The following is an 18,804-nucleotide window of genomic DNA, read 5'->3' as shown; positions in this document are numbered from 1 at the left end:
GCGCCCCTTGTTGCGGCGGATCGGCGCGCGCTTCAAGTCACCTCGGCGTGACGCCGGCGGCGGCGCACCCATGGAAAAGGCCGGCCCGCGGCGCGGACCGGCCTTCGTTTCCGGATGATGGACCGGTCAGACCTTGGCGCCGGTGATCTTCTCGATCTCGGGCACCATCCGGTCCTTCCAGCCGCCGTTGCCGATGGCGGTGAACAGGATCTTGCCGTCGCGCGCCAGGATGAACCGCGGCGTCGCGTTGGGCCGCTGCGCGCCCTCCTCGCTCATCAGGAAGTCGGTCAGGATCCAGCGCGCCGCGGCGGGCCAGCTCTCCTCCTTCATCACCAGCGATCCGTTCGCGGGATGGACGACGTGGAAATCAAGCTTCTTGAAGGCTTCCGACGCGCGGAAACCGGGTTCGGACTGGGCACGCCAGATCTTGCAACCGCCTCAAAGCTCGTGGCCGGCGAACACGACCTGCGGCCGCCCGGCCTGCGCCCGGGCCGGAAGGCCCAGGAGCGGCGCGGCGGCGAGGACGAGTCCGCCGGCGATCGTCGACCGCCGTCCAAACATGTCTTTGCCTCCAGCACGGCGGGGATCGCCGTGGCGGCAGAATCCCATGGACGGCCGCCGCGGTGAAGCGCGGCGGCGCCCGCCTCACCGGGTCGTGATGCCGCGCGACCGCTCAGTGCGCCTCGGACGTCCGGCGCCTCGACTCCTCGATCGCCTTGTCGGCCGCCTTGCCGGTGGTCTCCTGCAGGTGGTCGAAGCTGGTGCGGTAGGTGCCGACGCCCTGCGTCGCCGACCGGATGTCGATGATGATGTCGCCGATCTCGGATTCGGGCATCAGCGCCGACACCTCGTCCCAGCCGTCCCAGCCCTCGCGCATGTCGAAGCCCAGGAGCTGGCCGCGGCGGCCGGAGATCAGGCGCTGGACGCGCGGCGTCGCCTCGCTCGGCGCGGTCACCACGACCCTGAGGATCGGCTCCAGCAGCACCGGGTCGCATTTCGGCATCGCCTCGTCCATGGCGACGCGCGCCGCCATCTTGAACGACATCTCCGAGCTGTCGACGGCGTGGTACTGGCCGTCGAACAGCGTGACCTCGACGTCGACCACGGGCTGGCCGAGCGGCCCGCGCTTGAGGTAGTCGCGCACGCCCTCGTCGACGGCGGGGATGAAGTTGCGCGGCACCACGCCGCCCACGATCCTGTCGACGAAGCGGAAGCCCTCGCCGCGCGCCAGCGGCCGCAGCTCGATCTTGATGTCGGCGAACTGGCCGTGGCCGCCGGTCTGGCGCTTGTAGCGGCCGTGCTGCTGGACGCCCCTGCGGATCGTCTCCTTGTAGGCGACGCGCGGCGGCGCGGCGTCGACCGGCACGTTGTAACGGCTGGCGAGGCGGTCGAGCGTGACGCGCAGGTGCATCTCGCCCTGGCCGCGCAGCAGGTACTCGCCGGTGTCCTCGCGGTGGCCGGCGGCCAGCGACGGGTCCTCCTCGAGGATCTTGTGCAGCGCGGTGGAGAGCTTGACCTCGTCGCTGCGGTTCCGCGGCGTGATCGCCAGCGCGTAGACCTGCGCGTCGGCCGCGGCGCGTCCCGCCACCTCGGCGATCCCGGCGGCGGACAGCGTCCGGCCGGCGCCCAGCGCGTCGATCTTCGCCAGCGCCACCACCTCGCCGGCGCCGGCGCGCGGCACCTTGTCGAGGCGCTGGCCGAACGGCCGCAGGATGCCGCCGATGCGGACGCCGCCCAGCGTCTCGCCCTCGGCGATGGCGCCGCGCCACACCCGGCACAGCGACAGCCGTCCGGCGTGGGCCTGGTGAGAGACGCGGAAACACTCCACGACGGCGCCGGCGCCGTCGCTCCGGCCGAGCCGCGCCGCCGTCTCGCCGGCGAACGGCGCGTCGTGGCGCAGCGCCTTCAGCAGGCGGCGCACGCCGTTCTCGCGCTCGCCGGCGCCCAGCAGCACCGGCACGATCTTGTCGGCGCCGAGCTCGTCGTGCAGGTCGCGGTAGACCAGCGACTTCTCCGGCGCGATGTCCTCGATCAGCTGCTCCAGCAGCGTGTCGTCGTACTCCGCGAGGTTCTCCAGCATCTCGCGCCGCGCCTCGGTCTCGCGCGGCAGCACCTCCGCCGGCATCTCGACCAGGTCGGACGGTCCGGTCCGCGCGTAGCGGTAGGCGCGCTCGCTGACCAGGTCGACGTAGCCCACGGTCTGCTCGGCGCCGTCGGCGGACGCGCGGCGGATCGGCACCTGGCGCAGCACCAGCTTGCGCGCCGACACGCCCTGCAGCGCCGACAGCAGGTCGCGCACGCGGACGTGGGCCGTGTCCATCTTGTTGACGAAGATCAGGTGCGGCACGTGCCGCTCCTCGAGCGCCCGCAGCAGCGGCGCCAGCGCCGCCACGCGGTCCGGCAGCGCCTCGCACACCACCACCGCGACGTCGCACACCGACAGCGCGGTCAGGGAATCCTGCTGGAACTCGATCGAGCCGGGACAGTCCAGCAGGGTCCAGGAATCGCCGAGATAGGCGAACGACACCGCGTTGAGCTCGGTGCCCATGCCGAATTTGCGCGCCTCGGGCGAGCCGTCGCCGACCGAGGCGCCGTCACGCGGCCGGCCGCGGCGGGGGATCGCGCCGGCCGCGAACAGCATCGATCTGAGCAGCGTGGTCTTGCCCGAGAGATAGGGTCCGCACAGGGCGACGACGCGGTGGGCGCCGCCGCCCACGCGTTCCGCGCCCGAGGCGGCCGCGCTGATCATGGTGTCCGGCATGTCAAAGCCCTCCCTCAAGGCGGCGCGCCGGCATGGCGCGCCGTCGGCTCCCGGCCGGCGACCGGGTGGGAGGGCCCGTGGGCCCCGATCTCGTTCTCGCCCCGCGTCCGTGCGCGTCGAAAACGCAACGTCAACCAGTCCATCCGGCGCGGCGCGAACGCGGGAGAAGCCCGCGACGCCGACAGGGGCGTTAACAGACGGGATCGTTCCACCCGCCGGCGTGGGGAGTCAATGGCGCGGGGGTGGAAGTAGCGGGTCGGTTCGCGGCGGTCGCGCTTCTTCCCGCGTGTGCCAAGACACCGTGGTCATGCCCGCCATCGCTTCGCGTGCGGCCTCCTCATTCTCCCTCCTCCCTTGTGGGGGAGGGTCGGGGAGGGGGGTGGGCCGAGCGCCGCGCTCGATTTCGAATCGCATCGACGGCACGATTCGCCGGCGATCATCGGGACTTGCACGACCCCTCCACCCCGGCCCTCCCCCACAAGGGGGGAGCGTGAAGAAGAGGGCCGCTCCGGCCGGTCAGGTCAGCGCGGCGCAGGCCCGCTGGATGCGGCGGCCGGCCTCCTCGAGCAGCTCCGTCGCCGTGGCGTAGGAGATGCGGAACGCCGGACCCATGCCGAAGGCCGAGCCCTGGACCACCGACAGGCCCTCGCTCTCGAGCAGGTAGTTCACGAAGTCGGTGTCGTCGCCGATCGTCTTGCCGTCCGGCGTCTTCTTGCCGATCGTGCCGGCGCAGGACGGGTAGACGTAGAACGCGCCCTCCGGCCGCGGGCATTTGATGCCGGTGGACTGGTTCAGCATCGACACGATCAGGTCGCGCCGCTGCTTGAACACCGCGTTGTTGCGCGGAATGAAGTCGGTCGGCCCGTTGAGCGCGGCCACCGAGGCGGCCTGGCTGATCGAGCTGGCGTTCGACGTGCTCTGCGACTGCACCGTGATCATGGCGTTGATCAGCGCCTGCGGACCGGCGGCGTAGCCGATGCGCCAGCCGGTCATGCAGTAGGCCTTCGACACGCCGTTCATGGTCAGCGTGCGGTCGAACAGCGCCGGCTCGACCTGCGCCGGCGTCGTGAACACGAAGTCGTCGTAGACCAGCTTCTCGTACATGTCGTCGGTCAGCACCCAGACGTGCGGGTGCCGCACCAACACGTCGCACAGCCCGCGCAGCTCGGCCTTGGAATAGGCCGCGCCGGTCGGGTTGGACGGCGAGTTCAGGATCAGCCACTTCGTGCGCGGCGTGATGGCGCGCTCGAGGTCCTCCGGCTGCAGCTTGAAGCCCTTGGACTCCGGGCACGGGATGATCACCGGCGTGCCGTCGGCGACGGCCACCATCTCCGGGTACGACACCCAGTACGGCGCCGGGATGATCACCTCGTCGCCGGCGTTCATGGTCGCCAGCATGGCGTTGAAGATGATCTGCTTGCCGCCGTTGGTGACGACGGTCTGCGAGACCTTGTACTCCAGCCCGTGGTCGCGCTTGAACTTGTCGACGATCGCCTGGCGCAGCGCCGGCGTGCCGGCGATCGCGGTGTAGCGCGTGTCGTTCTCGCGGATCGCCTTGTAGGCGGCCTCCTTGATGTGGTCGGGCGTCGGGAAGTCCGGCTCGCCGGCCGCCAGCCCGATGACGTCTTTGCCCGCCGCCTTCATCTCCAGGAATTTGCCCTGCGCGGCGTTCGTGGGAGACGGCTTGATGCGGCTGAGACGGTCGGCGATGAAGGCCATGGCGGGGGTTCCTGGAAGCCGCCCGGATGCCGCCGGGCGCGGGCCCGTTTTTGGGCGGCGCAACCTAGCTTTCGCACCTGCGGGAAGCAAGGCGCGGCGGCACGAATATTGTGCCGGGACAATGTCGGACGCGGGCGCGTCGGCTCGGGCGGCGATGACGCGGAACGCCCGATTCAGCGCGCGGACCCGCCGCATACGTGGATCACGGCGAGGGGACGGTCGCGGACTCGGTGATCCCGTTCGTCGTCCTTTCCTGGCGTCGTGTACCTGAAGGCGACCCAACAACCGTCCGGCGAGGGCGCGTATTCGCTCACGAACCCGTTGAAAAGCTTTGTGGCGCGTCCGTCAGGGTCGACGGAGTAGATTCCACCGGATCTGTCCCCTTGTGTCGTACGGCGCTTTTCGAGGATCGCCGTCCAGCCGCCCCGTCGCGGAAGCAACGTGGCGCCTTGCGCCGCCAAATCCTTGTTGGGCACGCAGACGCGTTCAAGCCGCCCGTTCGCCGGTGTCAGCCACCATCCCACCAGACACGTTCCGGATGGTGCGGCGCGCCAGCCGTGGCATGCGATGACGAAATAGCGGCCGTCGCCGTCGACCAACCGCACGCATTCGCGCCGAGTGAGTTTTCCGTCGATGGCGAGATTGCGGCCCGGTGCGTCGCGATTGGCGTGGAACGAAACCGACCAATCTGCAACGTCAGCGTTGAATCCGGGGGTCGATACATCGGGAGTTGAAAAACGGAGCCATCCATCGGCGCCGTTGAGTTTCAGCCAATCATGGGAACCAGAATTGGACCTATCAGTCGCGCGGTCTGTGATCGAGCAGTCGATGGTGCTCCAGTCGGTGTCCTCGGCCGGTGAGGTGAGCGATCCGATGCTCTGTCGCAAAGTGATATTGCCTAGGCGCGAAGCCTCACGGTCGCCGATGTGCGTGACTACCAGATCCTCGGTGACGCCATAGAGTGAAATGGCACCACCGTCGACGGCGGGTCGGGGCGCGGTCGCCGACCGTCGGCGGATGAACAAGCTTGCTTTCGTGGCACACATTGTACCGCCGAGCTGCGCACTATCGATCAGCGTCGTCGTCGAGCTTCCATTGCGCCAGACTTGGAAACGCGTGCTGCGTGTTTCGGTAATGACGGCGTAGACTAAAATGTTGCTGTGCAACCACGAGAAGCCGGATATGGCGCCGTCGAATGATTGAAGGCGGGGTGGCGACTCGGCCATGCGGATGGGATCCGCGGGCAACCGTTGCTGGCCGAACGCGCTCACCGCGGCGCCGGCGCCGAGCGCGACCGCCAGATTGACGAGCCAACCGAACTGGCGTGACGAGCCCATGACGAGCGTCTCACTTCCATGATGAGCGATCTGTTACGATACGGTGGGGTGCTTCCAAGTCAACGTATGTTCCAGTTGCCGGCGGCGGAGACGCCGGCGCGCGTCAGTCGACGCGGCGCAGCGTGACGGAGACGCTCATGGTCGACTCGGCGCCGGCGGTGGCGCCGACCCGGCGGCCGGTCACCGGCGCCGCCTCGGCGTAGTCCAGCCCGATGGCCAGCTTCAGGTATTCGCCAGCCGGCGACTGGCGGTCGACCGGATCGAAACCGACCCAGCCGAGGCCGTCGACATGCGCCTCGGCCCAGGCGTTGCTCGATCCGGCGTCGGGCGGGGCGCCCTCGACGTAGTGGTAGCCGCTGACGTAGCGCGCCGGGATGCCGAGCCGGCGGCAGCAGGCGATGAACACGTGCGCCTGGTCCTGGCGCACGCCCTCGCCGCGGCGCAGCGCGTCGAGCGCGGTGGTCTCGACATCCGACACGCCGGCGCGGTAGCGCACCAGCTCGCCGACGCGGCGCATCAGATCGTGCAGCAGCGGCACCCGCGCGCCGGCGTCGCCGGCGCGGCCGGCGAAATCCGCGATCGCGGCGTCGAGCGTCGAATCGTGGCGCGCCAGCCCGCCGTTGCGCAGCCAGTAGATCGGCGGCAGCGTGTCCTGGTCGGGATAGCGCAGCCACGCCGCGTCGCCCTCCCACGCGTAGACGCCCTCGGCGACGATCACGACCTCGCCGTGCGCGCCGGTGACCGAGAAGGTCGACACGCCGTTGCCGTGCCCGTCTGTCCAGTCGGCGCGCCGTCCGGACCCGCGCAGACGCCACGACAGGACGCGCTGGCCCTCGCCGGGACGCGGCGTGAGGCGCACGTCGTGGATGGAATGGCGCACCGGCTCCCGGAAGGCGAAGCGCGTGACGTGGGTGACGGCGACCTGCATGCTGCGCTCCGTCAGTCGAACAGGAACTGCCGGCCGATCTGGTCGGAAAGCCGCGACGTGCGCACGCGGATGTCGCGGAGATACGCCTTCAGCCCGGCGGCGAAGACGTCCTCGACGCGGCCGTAGCGCAGATGGGCGTGCAGCGCGCCGGCCTGGCGGTCGGCCTCGCCGCGCGCGCCGTAGGAATCGGCCAGCTCGCGCAGATTGAGGTCGACCTGCCACAGGCAGTGGTGGATCGAGCGCGGCAGGTCGCGGCGCAGGATCATCAGGTCGGCCACCTTCATCGGCTCGATGCGGCTGTGGTAGATGCGGCGGTAGGTGCGCACCGCGCCGATGCAGGCGAGGATCTCCGACCATTCGAAATAGTCGGCCGCCGCCGCGTCGGGCGTGCCGTCCGGCCGCAGCCGGTGGAACTTCTCGTCGAGCACGCGGGCGGTGTTGTCGGAGCGCTCGATGTACATGCCGAGCGACAGGAAGTTGTAGGCGTCGTCGCGCAGCAGCGTCGTCTGCGCCGCGCCGAGGATCATCACGGTCTGCTTCTTCACCGTCTCGATCAGCGCGCCGCGGTCGACGATGGCGCGCGGCCGTCGCGCCGTCGCAGACACCTCCAGCCACAGCCCGTTGAGGCTCTCCCAGACGTCGGTGGTCAGGTTGTTGCGCTCGGAGCGGGCGTTGTCGCGCGCCGCGCGCACGGTGCTGAGCAGGCTGGAGAGGTTGTCCTCGTCGAGCGTCATGAAGTCGAGCAGCTCGGGCACGCCGCCGGCGGGATGGCGGACGAAGAACGCGTCCTCGAGGCCGAAGATCGAGGCCACCGCCTCGGCCTCGGCGGCGCCCGACTGCAGCGCCATGCGCTGCGTCGCCTCGAGCAGGCGCGCCGTGCTCTCGGCGCGCTGCAGGTAGCGCCCCAGCCAGTAGAGGTTCTTGGCGGTGCTGCTGAGCATGGCGCGGCCTCAGACCGCCGGCTCGCCGGGCCGCGGCGCCAGGACCCAGGTGTCCTTGGTGCCGCCGCCCTGGCTGGAGTTGACGACCAGCGAACCCTCCTTGAGCGCGACCCGCGTCAGCCCGCCGGGCACGATCGTCACGCCGCCGTCGCGGCGCGACAGGATGAACGGCCGCAGATCGACGTGGCGCGGCGCCACGCCGCTGTCGACGAAGGTCGGGCAGGTGCTCAGCGCCAGCGTCGGCTGCGCGATGTAGTTGTCGGGCCGCGCCACCAGCATGGCGCGGAACTCCTCGATCTCGGCGCGCGAGGAGGTCGGGCCGACCAGCATCCCCTTGCCGCCGGAGCCGTGCACCTCCTTCACGACCACCTCCGGCAGGTGCTCCAGCACGTATTTGAACTCGTCAGGCCGGTCGCAGCGCCAGGTCGGCACGTTGTTCAGCAGCGGCTCCTCGCCGAGGTAGAAGCGGATCATGTCCGGCACGTGCAGGTAGGTCGACTTGTCGTCGGCGACGCCGTTGCCGATGGCGTTGACGATGTTGACGCGGCCGGCGCGCAGCGCGCCCACCAGCCCCGGCACGCCCAGCATCGAGTCGGGCCGGAACGCCAGCGGATCGAGGAACGCGTCGTCGAGCCGGCGGTAGACCACGTCGACGCGCTGCGGCCCGCGCGGCGTGCGCATGTAGACGCGGCCCTCGTCGACGAACAGGTCGGTGCCCTCGACCAGCTCGATGCCCATCTCGTCGGCCAGGAAGGCGTGCTCGAAATAGGCGCTGTTGAAATGCCCCGGCGTCAGCAGCACGACGGTGGGCTCCGCGTCGTCGGAATGCGACACCGAGCGCAGCGTGTTCAGCAGCTCCTCGGTGTAGTTGGCGACCGGCCGCACGCCCAGCGTGGCGAACACGTCGGGCACGAGGCGCATCATCACCTCGCGGTTCTCCAGCACGTAGGACACGCCCGACGGGGTGCGCACGTTGTCCTCGAGGACGTAGAAATCCTTCTCGCCGACGCGGACCATGTCGATGCCGGCGATGTGCACGTGGATGCCGCCGGGCAGCTTCACGCCCTGGGCCTGCGCGGCGAACTCGGCGTTGAGCAGGAGCTGGCGCTCGGGCACGACGCCGGCGCGGCAGATCTCGCGCGCGCCGTAGGCGTCGACCAGGAACGCGTTCAGCGCCCGCACGCGCTGCGACAGACCGCGCTCGAGGAACGTCCACTCGTCGGCGGCGATCACCCGGGGCACGATGTCGAACGGGATCGTGGTCTCGTGGCCGTCGACCGCGCCGTAGGCCCCGAAGGTGATCCCCTGGCGGCGGTAGAACTGCTCGACCTCGCGGCGCTTGGCGACCATCTCGTTGGCCGGCGTGCGCGCCAGCCAGTCGGCGACCGCGCGGTACGGCGCCCGGACGCCGTCGGGACCGCTGAGCATCTCGTCGAACGCGTCCCTGCCCGCCATGCGGTCCCCTCCGTTCGCGGCGTCGTTTGGTTCTAGCCCATACACTGCGCGAAACTTAAGCAAAATCCGAGCCAGCCAGCCGCGACTCCCGTCACGGCCGGCGCGGTTCCGTGGCGCCGGGCGGCGTCCGCCCGCGCCCATCGTTGACGCGGCGCGGCCGGCGCCGCACCGTGCGCGCCGCTGACGCGGGGATGGACGATGAAAAAAGTGCTGCTCGATGCCTACGGGGTGCCGGACGAGGTGGCGCGCTGCGCCGAGGTCGACGATGTCGGCGCGCCGGCGGTGGGCGAGGTCGTGTTCGACGTGCTCGCGTTTCCGATCAACCCCGCCGATCTGTGGTTCTGCCGCGGCAGCTACCGGCTGAAGCCGCCGCTGCCGTCGACGCCGGGCGCGGAATGCGTCGGACGCGTCGCCGCGGTCGGCGCCGGGGTGGCGCACGTGAAGCCCGGCGATCTCGTGATCAACCTCCAGCGTGAGAACTGGGCGCAGCGGCGGCGCGTGAAGGCCGACGACGCGATCCCGGTGCCGGCCGGCATGGATCTGCGGCAGGCCGCGATGCTGCGCATCAATCCGCCGACCGCGCTGCTGATGCTGAGCGACATCGTCGATCTGAAGCCGGGCGACTGGGTGGTCCAGAACGTCGCCAACTCCGCCGTCGGCCGGCTGGTGATCGCGCTGGCGCGCCGGCGCGGCCTCAAGACGCTGAACATCGTGCGCCGCGAATCGTTGTTCGCGGAACTGCGCGCGCTGGGCGCCGACGCCTGCGTCGTCGACGGGCCGGACGTGTTCGAGAGGGCGCGGACGGCGACCGGTGGCGCCCGCATCCGGCTGGGCCTCGACGCGGTCGCGGGCGCCGCCACGGGCCGCGTGTCGGCCTGCGTCGCCGACGGCGGGACGGTCTGCAACTACGGCTCGATGTCGGGCGAGGATCCCGTCATGCCGCGCGGCGCCGTCATCTACGACGGCCAGATCCTGAGCGGCTTCATGCTGGGCCGCTTCCTGGCGCGGCGGACGCCGGCCGAGGTGCGCGCGATCTACGCCGAGCTCGGCGCCCTGGTGATGGACGGCACGCTCCACGCGCCGGTCGAGAAGGTCTATCCGATCGACGACATCAAGGCGGCGTTGGCGCACGCCCAGCGCGGCGAGCGCGCCGGCAAGATCCTCGTCGCGCCGCACGGGCCGGTCTGATCATCCTTCCGGCGGCGGCAGGGGCCGCAGCTCGACCTCGACGCCGTAGGTGTGCTTGCCGCCGCCGAGGATCACGCCGCGCACCGGGCTGACATCGGAGAAGTCGCGGCCCCACGCGACGACCACGTGCTCCTCGTGGGCCACGAGGTCGTTGGTCGGATCGAGATGCACCCAGCCGGCCTCGACGCCGCACCACACCGCGATCCAGGCGTGGCTGGCGTCGGCGCCGCGCAGCTCGGCGGCGCCCTCGCTCGGATAGGTGCGCAAATAGCCCGACACGTAGGCGGCCGGCAGGCCGAGCGAGCGCAGGGCAGCGATCTGCACATGGGCGAAATCCTGGCAGACGCCGACGCGGCGCGCGAAGACCTCCTCGAGCGGCGTCGACACGTCGGTCGCGCCGGGGGTGTAGGCGAAATCTTCGTGGACTCGGCGCGTCAGGTCGAGCGCGGCGGCCAGCACGGGGCGGCCGGACGCGAAGGATGGCAGCGCGTAGGCGCGCGCCGCGGCGATCGTCTGGACCAGCGGCGACGGATGGATGAACTCGGCGGCGCCGACGCTGTCGGGGAAAGCCTGCGACAGCGCGTCGCGGACGGACTCCCACGGCGGCGTGTCCCCGGCGTCCGGCGGCGCCGGCAGCGCCACGTCGATCTCGGCCCGCATTTCGACCGTGAGCACGGTGTGCGGCGAGTCGATGCGGAAGGCGTCGACGGCGTTGCCGTAGTGGTCGAGGTGGCGGCCGGACGACGACGGCGGGGGATCGATCAGGATCTCGCAGCCCGACACGCTCTGGCCGCGCAGGGCGCGCGGACGCAGATGGGCGGCGTGGTAGGCGAGGTCGACGGCGCTGGCGTAGCTGTAGGTGGTGCGGTGCGAGACGGTGTAGCGCATCGCCGCCTCAGCGCATCGAGCCGACGGTGCGCGCCGCCGGGACGAGGGAGAAGTAGGTCCGCGTCACGTCCTCGGACAGCGACGACAGCGCCGCGCCGGCGCGCTCGACGGCGTCGCGCAGCGCCGCCAGCGCGAGGCCTTCGTGGCGCCAGGCGCGCTCGTCGGTCTGGAACATCGCCACGCTGTCGCGGCAGTCGGTCAGCAGGTCCTCGCCCGCGAACGCGACGCGCGCGCCGGTGGCGCGGCCGAGGTCTGCGAGGTGCCGCGAGATGGCGTGGATCTGGAACGCCAGCGCGCGCGGGTTGCTCTCGTCGAGCAGCACCAGGTCGAGGGTCGGCGCCGGCTCCAGCGTCGCGAGGTAGCGGCCGCGGTAGGTGATCGTCGAGTCGCAGAGCTCGAGCGCCAGCCGCATCGCCGGCTCCCACAGGATCGGCGTCTGCGCGAAGGGCGACAGCGCGGCGCGGCAGACGTAGCGGCCGCGCTCCAGGCGGCGGCCGAGGTCGAGCATCCGCCAGCCGCTGCCGCGGGTCATGTTCTCCTGCGCGAGGCCCGAGAAGGTGGCGGCGAAGCGGATCGCGTCGTCGCACGCCGCCATCAGCTGGTCGACGTCGGCGCGCGGCCGCGCGAAGCGGGCGGCCACCGCGCCCAGCGTCACGTCGATCGCCGAGCCCATGTCGGCCGACAACCGGTCGCGCAGCGTGCCGGCGAGCTGCCGCACCGAGGTCAGCGCCGAGGCGAGCGGCCTTCCGTCGGCGCCGCAGCGCATGATGGCCTGCGCCAGCGCGTTGCTGTCGGGCGGCGCCATCGCGTCGCGGCGCTCGACCAGCCCGGCGTCGCCGAGCGCCAGCCCCAGCAGGCGCAGCTCGATCAGGTCGCGCACGCCCATCGGTCCCAGCGCCAGCCGGCCGAGCGTCGCGCGCGCCAGCCGCGCGAGGTTGTCGACGCGCTCGACGTAGCGGCCGAGCCAGAACAGATTGTCGGCGGCGCGGCTCTGGAGGTCGCCGCCGCGCTGGATCGCCAGCCGCTGGAAGCGCGCCGTCGGCGGCACCACGATCTCGGCGCTGTCGTCGGCCAGCACCCAGACGTCGCGCACGCGGCCGTCGACGCGGCCCAGCGCGGCCAGCGCCGATCCCGGCGGCGAGCGCGCGAGGCCGCCGGGCATGGCGATGTAGCCGTCGCCGTGCGCGACGAGGAACACGCGCAGCACCACCGGGTCCGGGCGCAGGCCCTCGGGCGCCAGCGCAGGCGCGAAGGACGGCTCGACGGCGCGCTGCGCGACGTAGGCGTGCGGCCGGGCGATCATGCGTTCGACGAGGGCGGCGCGCGCGGCCGGATCGAGATCGCGCGCGACGACCGGCTCGCGGTCGGCGTCGAGCGCCGGCCGCACCGTCATCGCGTCGAGATGGGCCAGGACGTAGTCGAGGGCGGCGCGCTCGCCCAGCCACCAGACGTCGACGGCCGGCAGGCGCAGCTCCTCGCCGAGCAGGTGGCGCGCCAGCGCCGGCAGGAACGGCGACAGCGCCGGGGTGTCGACGACGCCGCTGCCGACGGCGTTGGCCAGCGCGACCTTGCCGGCGCGCGCCGCCTCCAGAAGGCCGCCGACGCCGAGCGTCGAATCGGCGCGCAGCTCGAGCGGATCGCAGTAGGCGCTGTCGAGCCGCCGCAGCAGGACGTCGACCGGCTTCAGCCCGTCCAGCGTCTTCATCGCCACGCCGTCGCCGCGCACCGTCAGGTCGCCGCCCTCGACCAGCGCCACGCCCAGCGCGCGCGCCAGGAACACCTGCTCGAAATAGGTCCGCGAGTACGGGCCGGCGGTCAGCAACGCCACGATCGGGTTGTCGCGGCCGGCGGCGGCCATGCCGTTGAGCGTCGCCTGGCAGGCCTCGAAGAACGGGCCGATCTCGCGCACCGGCATGGCGCGGAAGGCCTCCGGCAGCGTGCGCGCCAGCGTGCGGCGCAGATGCAGCGCGTAGCCGGCGCCGGCCGGCGCCTGGGCGTGGTCGGCCAGCACCGTCCAGGATCCGTCGGGCGTGCGCACCAGATCGGCGGCGTAGAACACCAGGTTGCGCGCCGGCGGCGGCGAGCCCGGCGCGCGGCACGGCCGCAGGAACTGCGCGTTGGCGTGGACCAGCGCGGCCGGCAGCAGCCGCTCGCGCGGCAGGCGCTGCGCCCCGTAGACGTCGCCGATCACCGCGTCGAGCAGGCGCGCGCGCTGGATCAGGCCGGCCTCGATCGCCTCCCATTCCGGCGACGTCAGGATCAGCGGCAGCGCCTCGAACGACCAGCCCTCGACCGGGGCGCCGTCCGGCGGCCGCGACGAGCGCGTGGCGCCGCCCTCGACCAGCTGCCGCTGGGCGCGCTCGACGCGGTCGCGGAGGCTGACGCCCGGCAGCGACCGGACGACGCTCAGCAGTCCCTGCCAATGGTAGCGGATGCCGCGCTGGCCGTTGACCAGCTCGTCGTACGTCCCTGTCGGGGCGCCCGCGGCGCGGAGGGCCTCCATATCGGCGGTCGGTTCTCTTTTTCGAAGGGGCGCCGACGTTCGCACGCCGGCCGCCCCGGGTCCACCGCCGCCGGGCTCAGGCGCGCCGCAGATCCAGGGTGACGGGGTGTTCGGGGTTGGCCAGGGGCAGGGGCGGCGCGGCCGCGCCCTGGCTGTGGCCGACCGGCGCGAAGCGCACGCGGCGGCGCGCCTCGGCCTCGTTGGCGTTGACCGGGAAGCGGTCGTGGCTGCGGCCGCCGGGATGCACGACGTGGTAGGTGCAGCCGCCGATCGAGCGGCCGGTCCACGTGTCGTGGATGTCGAACACCAGCGGCGCGTGCACGCCGATCGTCGGGTGCAGGCCGGTGGGCGGCTGCCAGGCGCGGAAGCGCACGCCGGCGACGTGCTCGCCCGGCACGCCGGTGGCGCGCAGCGGCAGCGCGCGGCCGTTGCAGGCGACCACGTGGCGCGCGTCGTTGAGGCCCGCGACCTTCACCTGCAGCCGCTCGAGCGACGAATCGACGTAGCGCACCGTGCCGCCGGCGCCGCCTTCCTCGCCGAGGACGTGCCATGGCTCCAGCGCGTGGCGCAGCTCGAGCTCGACGCCGCGGTGGGCGATGGCGCCGATCTCGGGGAAGCGGAACTCGTAGTGCGGCAGGTACCACGCGGCGTCGAAGCCGCGGCCGCCGGCGCGCAGGTCGTCGACCACCTCGGTGAAGTCCTGCCAGACGAAGTGCGGCAGCATGAAATCGTCGTGCAGGCGCGTGCCCCAGCGCGTCAGCGGCCGCTCGTACGGCTCGCGCCAGAACCTCGCGATCAGGCCACGCAGCAGCAGGAGCTGCGCCACGCTCATGCGCACGTGCGGCGGCATCTCGAAGGCGCGCAGCTCGAGCAGGCCGCGGCGGCCCGACGCGCTGTCCGGCGAGAACAGCTTGTCGATGCAGAACTCGGCGCGGTGCGTGTTGCCGGTGACGTCGACCAGCAGGTTGCGGAACACGCGGTCGACCAGCCACGGCGGCGCCGCGCCGCCGGCCGAGATCTGGCGGAACGCGATCTCCAGCTCGAACAGCGAGTCGTTGCGCGCCTCGTCGACGCGCGGGTGCTGGCTGGTCGGGCCGATGAACAGGCCCGAGAACAGGTAGGAGAGCGAGGGATGGTTGTGCCAGTAGCCGATCAGGCTCTTGAGCAGGTCGGGCCGCCGCAGCAACGGCGAGTCGGCCGGGCTCGCGGCGCCGACGGTGACGTGGTTGCCGCCGCCGGTGCCAGTGTGGCGCCCGTCGAGCATGAATTTCTGCGCCCCGAGCCGGGTCTCGCGCGCCTCGGCGTAGACCGCCTCGGTGGTCGCCACCAGGTCGCGCCACGTCTCCGAGGGGTGGATGTTGACCTCGATGACGCCGGGATCGGGCGTCACCGAGAAATGGCGCAGCCGCGGATCGAACGGCGGCGGATAGCCCTCGATGAAGACCGGCTGGCCGCTCGCGCGGGCGGCGTCCTCGACCGCGGCGACGAGGTCGAGATAGTCCTCGGCGGTCTCCGCCGGCGGCATGAACACGTGGAGATGCCCGTCGCGCGGCTCGAAGGCGATCGCGGTGCGGACGGTGCGCGCCGCCGACTGGCCGCGCGGCGGCGGCGGCGCGGACGCCGAGTCGGGCCGCAGCGCGTCGCGCCAGATGTCGGCGGCGCCGTCGCCGGGGGCCGCCGGCGCGCCGGCGGCGGAGGTGGCGCTCAGCATGCGCGTCGCGGCCGAGGCGCGGAACGCGTCGAACGGCGGCAGCGGCTCGCGCGGCGCCATCGCGTCCATCTCGAGCGCCGCGGGCATGTCGCCCGGCGCCGCCCACGGCAGCGAGTCGAGCGGCAGGCGGAAGCCGATGGGTGAATCGCCGGGCGCGAGATACAGCTTCTCCGGCCGCAGGAACCAAGGCCCCGACCGCCAGCGCCGGCCGTTGAAGCGGTCGCGCGTGATCGGCAGCACGTGGCCGACGACGCTCTCCAGACCCTGCTCGAAGATGCGCGCCAGACGCGCGCGTTCCATCTCGTCCTTCACCTTGGACGCCGACGGATCGACGTTCACCGGCAGCCGGCGCTCACGCCACAGGTAGTACCAGGTGTCCTCGAACGCCGGGATCAGATAGGCAGGGTCGATGCGCAGCCGCTCGCACAGCGCGTGCGCGAATCGCGCCGCGTCCTCGACGGTCGCGCCCGCCGGCTTCTCCTCCTGGGCGTAGAGTCCGGCGTCGCGCCAGATCGGCTCGCCGTCGCGGCGCCAGTGGCAGCCCAGAGCCCAGCGCGGCAGCTGCTCGCCCGGATACCACTTGCCCTGGCCGTAGTGCAGCAGCGGGCTGGTCGCGAAGCGCGCCGCCAGGCGGCGGAACAGACGTCCGGCGAGGCGCCGCTTGTCGGCGCCCAGCGCCTCGGTGTTCCACGCCGCGCCGTCCATGTCGTCGATCGACACGAAGGTCGGCTCGCCGCCCATGGTCAGCCGCGCGTCGCCGTCCACCAGGTCGCGCTCGACCTCGTCGCCGAGCGCCAGCATGTCGTCCCACGTCGCGTCGGCGTAGGGCAGCGTGGTGCGCGGCGTCTCGCGCACGCGGGTCACCGACATGGCGAACGAGAACTCGACCTCGGCCTTGCCGACCAGCCCCTCGACCGGCGCCGCGCTCTGCGGCTCAGGCGTGCAGGCCAGGGGAATGTGGCCCTCGCCGGCCATCAGGCCCGACGTCGGATCGAATCCGATCCATCCCGCGCCGGGCAGGTACACCTCGCACCATGCGTGCAGGTCGGTGAAGTCGCTGGTCGGCCCTTCCGGACCGTCGAGGGGTTTCTCGTCGGGCCGCAACTGGATCAGGTATCCCGACACGAAGCGCGCCGCGAAGCCGAGATGGCGCAGGATGTTGACCAGCAGCCACGACGTGTCGCGGCATGATCCCTTGGCGACGCCCAGCGTCTCCTCGAAGGTCTGCACGCCGGGTTCGAGCCGGATGACGTAGCCGATCTCCTTCTGCAGCCGCTGGTTCAGCCCGACCAGGAAGTCGATCGTGCGCGGCGCCCCGCCGCGGTCGACCTTGGCCAGCCAGGCCGCCAGCAGCGGACCCGGCGCGGTCGTCTTGCGGAACGGCGCCAGATCCTCCGACAGGCCGGGGTCGTAGGCGAACGGATACGTCTCGGCGTCGGTGTCGAGGAAGAAATCGAACGGATTGATGACCGCCATGTCGGCGACCAGGTCGACGCTGACCGAGAATTTCCCCGCTTTCTCGGGGAATACCAGCCGCGCCAGATGGTTGCCCTGGGGGTCCTGCTGCCAGTTGATGAAATGGGGCGAGGGCTCGACGCGCAGCGAATAGGACAGGATCGGGGTGCGGCAATGGGGCGCCGGCCGCAGGCGGACGGTCTGCGGACCGAGCTCGACCAGCCGGTCATAGGTGTAGCTGGTGCGGTGGGTCAGGGCGACGTGGATACTCATGACGGGCCTTTCGGGCGCCCGCGCGATCGGGCGTGCCTCGAATTTGATCAAGCAATCCGCGCGCCATGTCGACCACCCGCGCGGTGGCGGCCCCGGCGGCGATGTGCTCTATTTTTCGCCATCGGGTCTTTTCTGGAGGCGGATATGCAGTCGGAGATCGCCGCTGTCGAGCGGACATTGCGGATCTATTTCGACGGTCTCTACGAGGGCGACACGAAAAAGCTGGGCGAGGCGTTCCATCCAGCGTCGCATCTCTACAGCGTCGGGGCCGACGGCGCCGCCGCGGATCTGCCGCGCGCGGAGTGGTTCAAGATGATCGAGAGCCGGCCGTCGGCGAAGTCCAAGGGCGACGAGCGCCGCGACCGCATCGTGTCGATCGATTTCAGCGGGCCGGCCACCGCCTTCGCCAAGGTCGAATGCCAGATTCCGCCGCGCTACTTCACCGATTATTTGACGCTGCTGAAGCTCGACGGCCAATGGAAGGTCATCGCCAAGGCGTTCCACACCGTCACGAGGTGACGGCGGCGGCGCGTCACCGGACGCCGGCGGCGGCCGGCGTCACGAGGCAGAGCAGGGCGATTCCGGTGAGCGGCCAGCGCAGGCGCGGATACCACGCCGGCGCGGCGCCGCGGCGCGCGGCGGCGATGTCGTAGGCGAGCATCGCCAGGAAACCCGTCGCCAGTCCGAGGACGGCGACCGCCGAGCCGAACGCCAGCGACAGCCACGCCGTCAGCGGCGCCGCCGCGCCGATCAGGAACTGCGACGGCCGCGGCGCCGGATCGCGCATCGCCAGGCCCCAGTGCACCGCGCCGAGGAACGACAGCACGCACGTCCCGTACCCGATCAGCGCGCTGAACGCGAATAGCGGCCACGGCTGCGGCGCCCACAGCACCGCGCCGGCCGCCAGCGCGAACGGCGCTGTGCCGAGGACTCCCAGCGCCAGGGCCAGCCGCGGGATCGACCGCGTCGACGCCGCGGGCGCGTTCGTCGGCGCGGTCGCCGGTCGCTTCGACCCGGCCATCGCGGCGCGGCCGCGTCCGCCGGCGCGGGCCCCGCGGACGGGCGCTAGTCCTTCACGTCGGCGGCGACGCGTACCTTCAGCATCTTGTCGGGATTCGAGGGCGGCTCGCCGCGCTTGATCTTGTCGACGAACTCCATGCCGGAAATCACCTTGCCCCACACGGTGTACTTGCCGTCGAGGAAGCCGGCGTCGCCGAAGCAGATGAAGAACTGGCTGCGTGCGCTGTTGGGATCGTTGGTGCGCGCCATCGACAGGGTGCCGCGCACGTGCGGCTCCTTCGAGAACTCCGCCTTGAGCGGCTCGCCGATACCGCCCGAACCGGTGCCCGTCGGATCGCCGGTCTGGGCCATGAAGCCGTCGATCACGCGGTGGAACACGACGCCGTCGTACTTGCCGTCGCGCGCGTGCTTCTTGATCTGCGCCACGTGGCCGGGCGCGAGGTCGGGGCGCATCTGGATGACGACGCGGCCGTCCTTCAGGTCGATGTAGAGGGTGTTTTCCTTGTCCATGGGGACTCCCGGCCGGGTCTGCGCGACGGCCTGCGCGCTCGCCGTGAAAAGGGCGACGACGGCCATCAACATCGTGATCGTGCGCATGCGTTTCCCCGCGTGGCGATGGTTGCGA

General features: G+C 71.7%; 15 protein-coding genes. 3 read left to right on the top strand and 12 right to left on the bottom strand.

Annotated features, from left to right (window positions below):
• Nucleotides 1-126: 126 nt before the first annotated feature.
• Nucleotides 127-330 (bottom strand): hypothetical protein, encoded by a 204-nt coding sequence (locus tag IPK81_08690; GenBank protein ID QQS14228.1) that lies wholly within the window; start codon nt 328-330, stop codon nt 127-129.
• Between the two features lie 30 nt (nt 331-360).
• On the opposite strand from IPK81_08690, the gene IPK81_08685 reads away from it, so the two are divergent.
• A complete protein-coding gene (locus IPK81_08685) occupies nt 361-627 on the top strand; it encodes a hypothetical protein (GenBank protein ID QQS14227.1) in 267 nt (88 codons plus the stop codon).
• 46 nt (nt 628-673) lie between these two features.
• On the opposite strand, the gene IPK81_08680 is transcribed toward IPK81_08685, so the two are convergent.
• From IPK81_08680 to IPK81_08655, 6 genes are all read right to left on the bottom strand, one after another.
• Nucleotides 674-2,749, bottom strand: coding sequence for an elongation factor G (locus IPK81_08680; protein QQS15020.1), 2,076 nt, complete (start codon nt 2,747-2,749; stop codon nt 674-676).
• A 528-nt stretch (nt 2,750-3,277) separates the two neighbouring features.
• Entirely contained in the window at nt 3,278-4,480 is a 1,203-nt protein-coding gene (locus IPK81_08675; protein ID QQS14226.1) for a pyridoxal phosphate-dependent aminotransferase, read from the bottom strand.
• Between the two features lie 173 nt (nt 4,481-4,653).
• Entirely contained in the window at nt 4,654-5,817 is a 1,164-nt protein-coding gene (locus IPK81_08670) for a hypothetical protein (GenBank protein ID QQS14225.1), read from the bottom strand.
• 103 nt (nt 5,818-5,920) lie between these two features.
• Nucleotides 5,921-6,745, bottom strand: coding sequence for a transglutaminase family protein (locus tag IPK81_08665; protein ID QQS14224.1), 825 nt, complete (start codon nt 6,743-6,745; stop codon nt 5,921-5,923).
• Between the two features lie 11 nt (nt 6,746-6,756).
• Nucleotides 6,757-7,686: an alpha-E domain-containing protein gene (locus tag IPK81_08660; protein ID QQS14223.1), complete on the bottom strand. Its 930-nt coding sequence runs from the start codon at nt 7,684-7,686 to the stop codon at nt 6,757-6,759.
• 9 nt (nt 7,687-7,695) lie between these two features.
• Nucleotides 7,696-9,141: a circularly permuted type 2 ATP-grasp protein gene (locus tag IPK81_08655; GenBank protein QQS14222.1), complete on the bottom strand. Its 1,446-nt coding sequence runs from the start codon at nt 9,139-9,141 to the stop codon at nt 7,696-7,698.
• Nucleotides 9,142-9,339: 198 nt separating this feature from the next.
• Between IPK81_08655 and IPK81_08650 the strand changes: the two genes are divergently transcribed.
• Nucleotides 9,340-10,329 carry a zinc-dependent alcohol dehydrogenase family protein gene (locus tag IPK81_08650; GenBank protein QQS14221.1) on the top strand — a complete coding sequence of 330 codons (990 nt, stop codon included), beginning with the start codon at nt 9,340-9,342 and terminating at the stop codon, nt 10,327-10,329.
• Here IPK81_08650 and IPK81_08645 read toward each other — a convergent pair whose 3' ends face one another.
• From IPK81_08645 to IPK81_08635, 3 genes are all read right to left on the bottom strand, one after another.
• Nucleotides 10,330-11,217 (bottom strand): transglutaminase family protein, encoded by an 888-nt coding sequence (locus IPK81_08645; GenBank protein QQS14220.1) that lies wholly within the window; start codon nt 11,215-11,217, stop codon nt 10,330-10,332.
• Nucleotides 11,218-11,224: 7 nt separating this feature from the next.
• A complete protein-coding gene (locus IPK81_08640; GenBank protein QQS14219.1) occupies nt 11,225-13,720 on the bottom strand; it encodes a circularly permuted type 2 ATP-grasp protein in 2,496 nt (831 codons plus the stop codon).
• A 76-nt stretch (nt 13,721-13,796) separates the two neighbouring features.
• Entirely contained in the window at nt 13,797-17,159 is a 3,363-nt protein-coding gene (locus IPK81_08635) for a transglutaminase family protein (protein ID QQS14218.1), read from the bottom strand.
• Between the two features lie 144 nt (nt 17,160-17,303).
• Here IPK81_08635 and IPK81_08630 point away from each other — a divergent pair, with 144 nt between their 5' ends.
• Complete coding sequence (locus IPK81_08630; GenBank protein ID QQS14217.1) at nt 17,304-17,678, top strand: nuclear transport factor 2 family protein; 375 nt, start codon at nt 17,304-17,306, stop codon at nt 17,676-17,678.
• Nucleotides 17,679-17,691: 13 nt separating this feature from the next.
• Here the strand turns inward: IPK81_08630 and IPK81_08625 are convergent, their stop codons facing one another.
• Together IPK81_08625 and IPK81_08620 are read right to left on the bottom strand one after the other, a co-directional pair.
• Entirely contained in the window at nt 17,692-18,180 is a 489-nt protein-coding gene (locus tag IPK81_08625; GenBank protein QQS14216.1) for a DUF3429 domain-containing protein, read from the bottom strand.
• Nucleotides 18,181-18,224: 44 nt separating this feature from the next.
• Nucleotides 18,225-18,761, bottom strand: a complete 537-nt coding sequence (locus tag IPK81_08620; protein ID QQS15019.1) for a peptidylprolyl isomerase — start codon at nt 18,759-18,761, stop codon at nt 18,225-18,227.
• Between the last annotated feature and the right edge of the window lie 43 nt (nt 18,762-18,804).

The organism is Rhodospirillales bacterium, assembly GCA_016699855.1.
In the GTDB taxonomy this organism is placed as follows: domain Bacteria; phylum Pseudomonadota; class Alphaproteobacteria; order Reyranellales; family Reyranellaceae.
The sequence above is the reverse complement of the archived record's forward strand: the minus strand, read 5'-3'. Positions and strand labels throughout refer to the sequence as shown.

Excerpts from the sequence above, each read along its gene's own strand:
- IPK81_08690 (QQS14228.1), bottom strand. The coding sequence starts at position 330 with ATGAAGGAGGAGAGCTGGCCCGCCGCGGCGCGCTGGATCCTGACCGAC.
- IPK81_08680 (QQS15020.1), bottom strand. The coding sequence starts at position 2,749 with ATGATCAGCGCGGCCGCCTCGGGCGCGGAACGCGTGGGCGGCGGCGCC.
- IPK81_08675 (QQS14226.1), bottom strand. The coding sequence starts at position 4,480 with ATGGCCTTCATCGCCGACCGTCTCAGCCGCATCAAGCCGTCTCCCACG.
- IPK81_08670 (QQS14225.1), bottom strand. The coding sequence starts at position 5,817 with ATGGGCTCGTCACGCCAGTTCGGTTGGCTCGTCAATCTGGCGGTCGCG.
- IPK81_08665 (QQS14224.1), bottom strand. The coding sequence starts at position 6,745 with ATGCAGGTCGCCGTCACCCACGTCACGCGCTTCGCCTTCCGGGAGCCG.
- IPK81_08660 (QQS14223.1), bottom strand. The coding sequence starts at position 7,686 with ATGCTCAGCAGCACCGCCAAGAACCTCTACTGGCTGGGGCGCTACCTG.
- IPK81_08655 (QQS14222.1), bottom strand. The coding sequence starts at position 9,141 with ATGGCGGGCAGGGACGCGTTCGACGAGATGCTCAGCGGTCCCGACGGC.
- IPK81_08650 (QQS14221.1), top strand. The coding sequence starts at position 9,340 with ATGAAAAAAGTGCTGCTCGATGCCTACGGGGTGCCGGACGAGGTGGCG.
- IPK81_08645 (QQS14220.1), bottom strand. The coding sequence starts at position 11,217 with ATGCGCTACACCGTCTCGCACCGCACCACCTACAGCTACGCCAGCGCC.
- IPK81_08640 (QQS14219.1), bottom strand. The coding sequence starts at position 13,720 with ATGGAGGCCCTCCGCGCCGCGGGCGCCCCGACAGGGACGTACGACGAG.
- IPK81_08635 (QQS14218.1), bottom strand. The coding sequence starts at position 17,159 with ATGAGTATCCACGTCGCCCTGACCCACCGCACCAGCTACACCTATGAC.
- IPK81_08630 (QQS14217.1), top strand. The coding sequence starts at position 17,304 with ATGCAGTCGGAGATCGCCGCTGTCGAGCGGACATTGCGGATCTATTTC.
- IPK81_08625 (QQS14216.1), bottom strand. The coding sequence starts at position 18,180 with ATGGCCGGGTCGAAGCGACCGGCGACCGCGCCGACGAACGCGCCCGCG.
- IPK81_08620 (QQS15019.1), bottom strand. The coding sequence starts at position 18,761 with ATGTTGATGGCCGTCGTCGCCCTTTTCACGGCGAGCGCGCAGGCCGTC.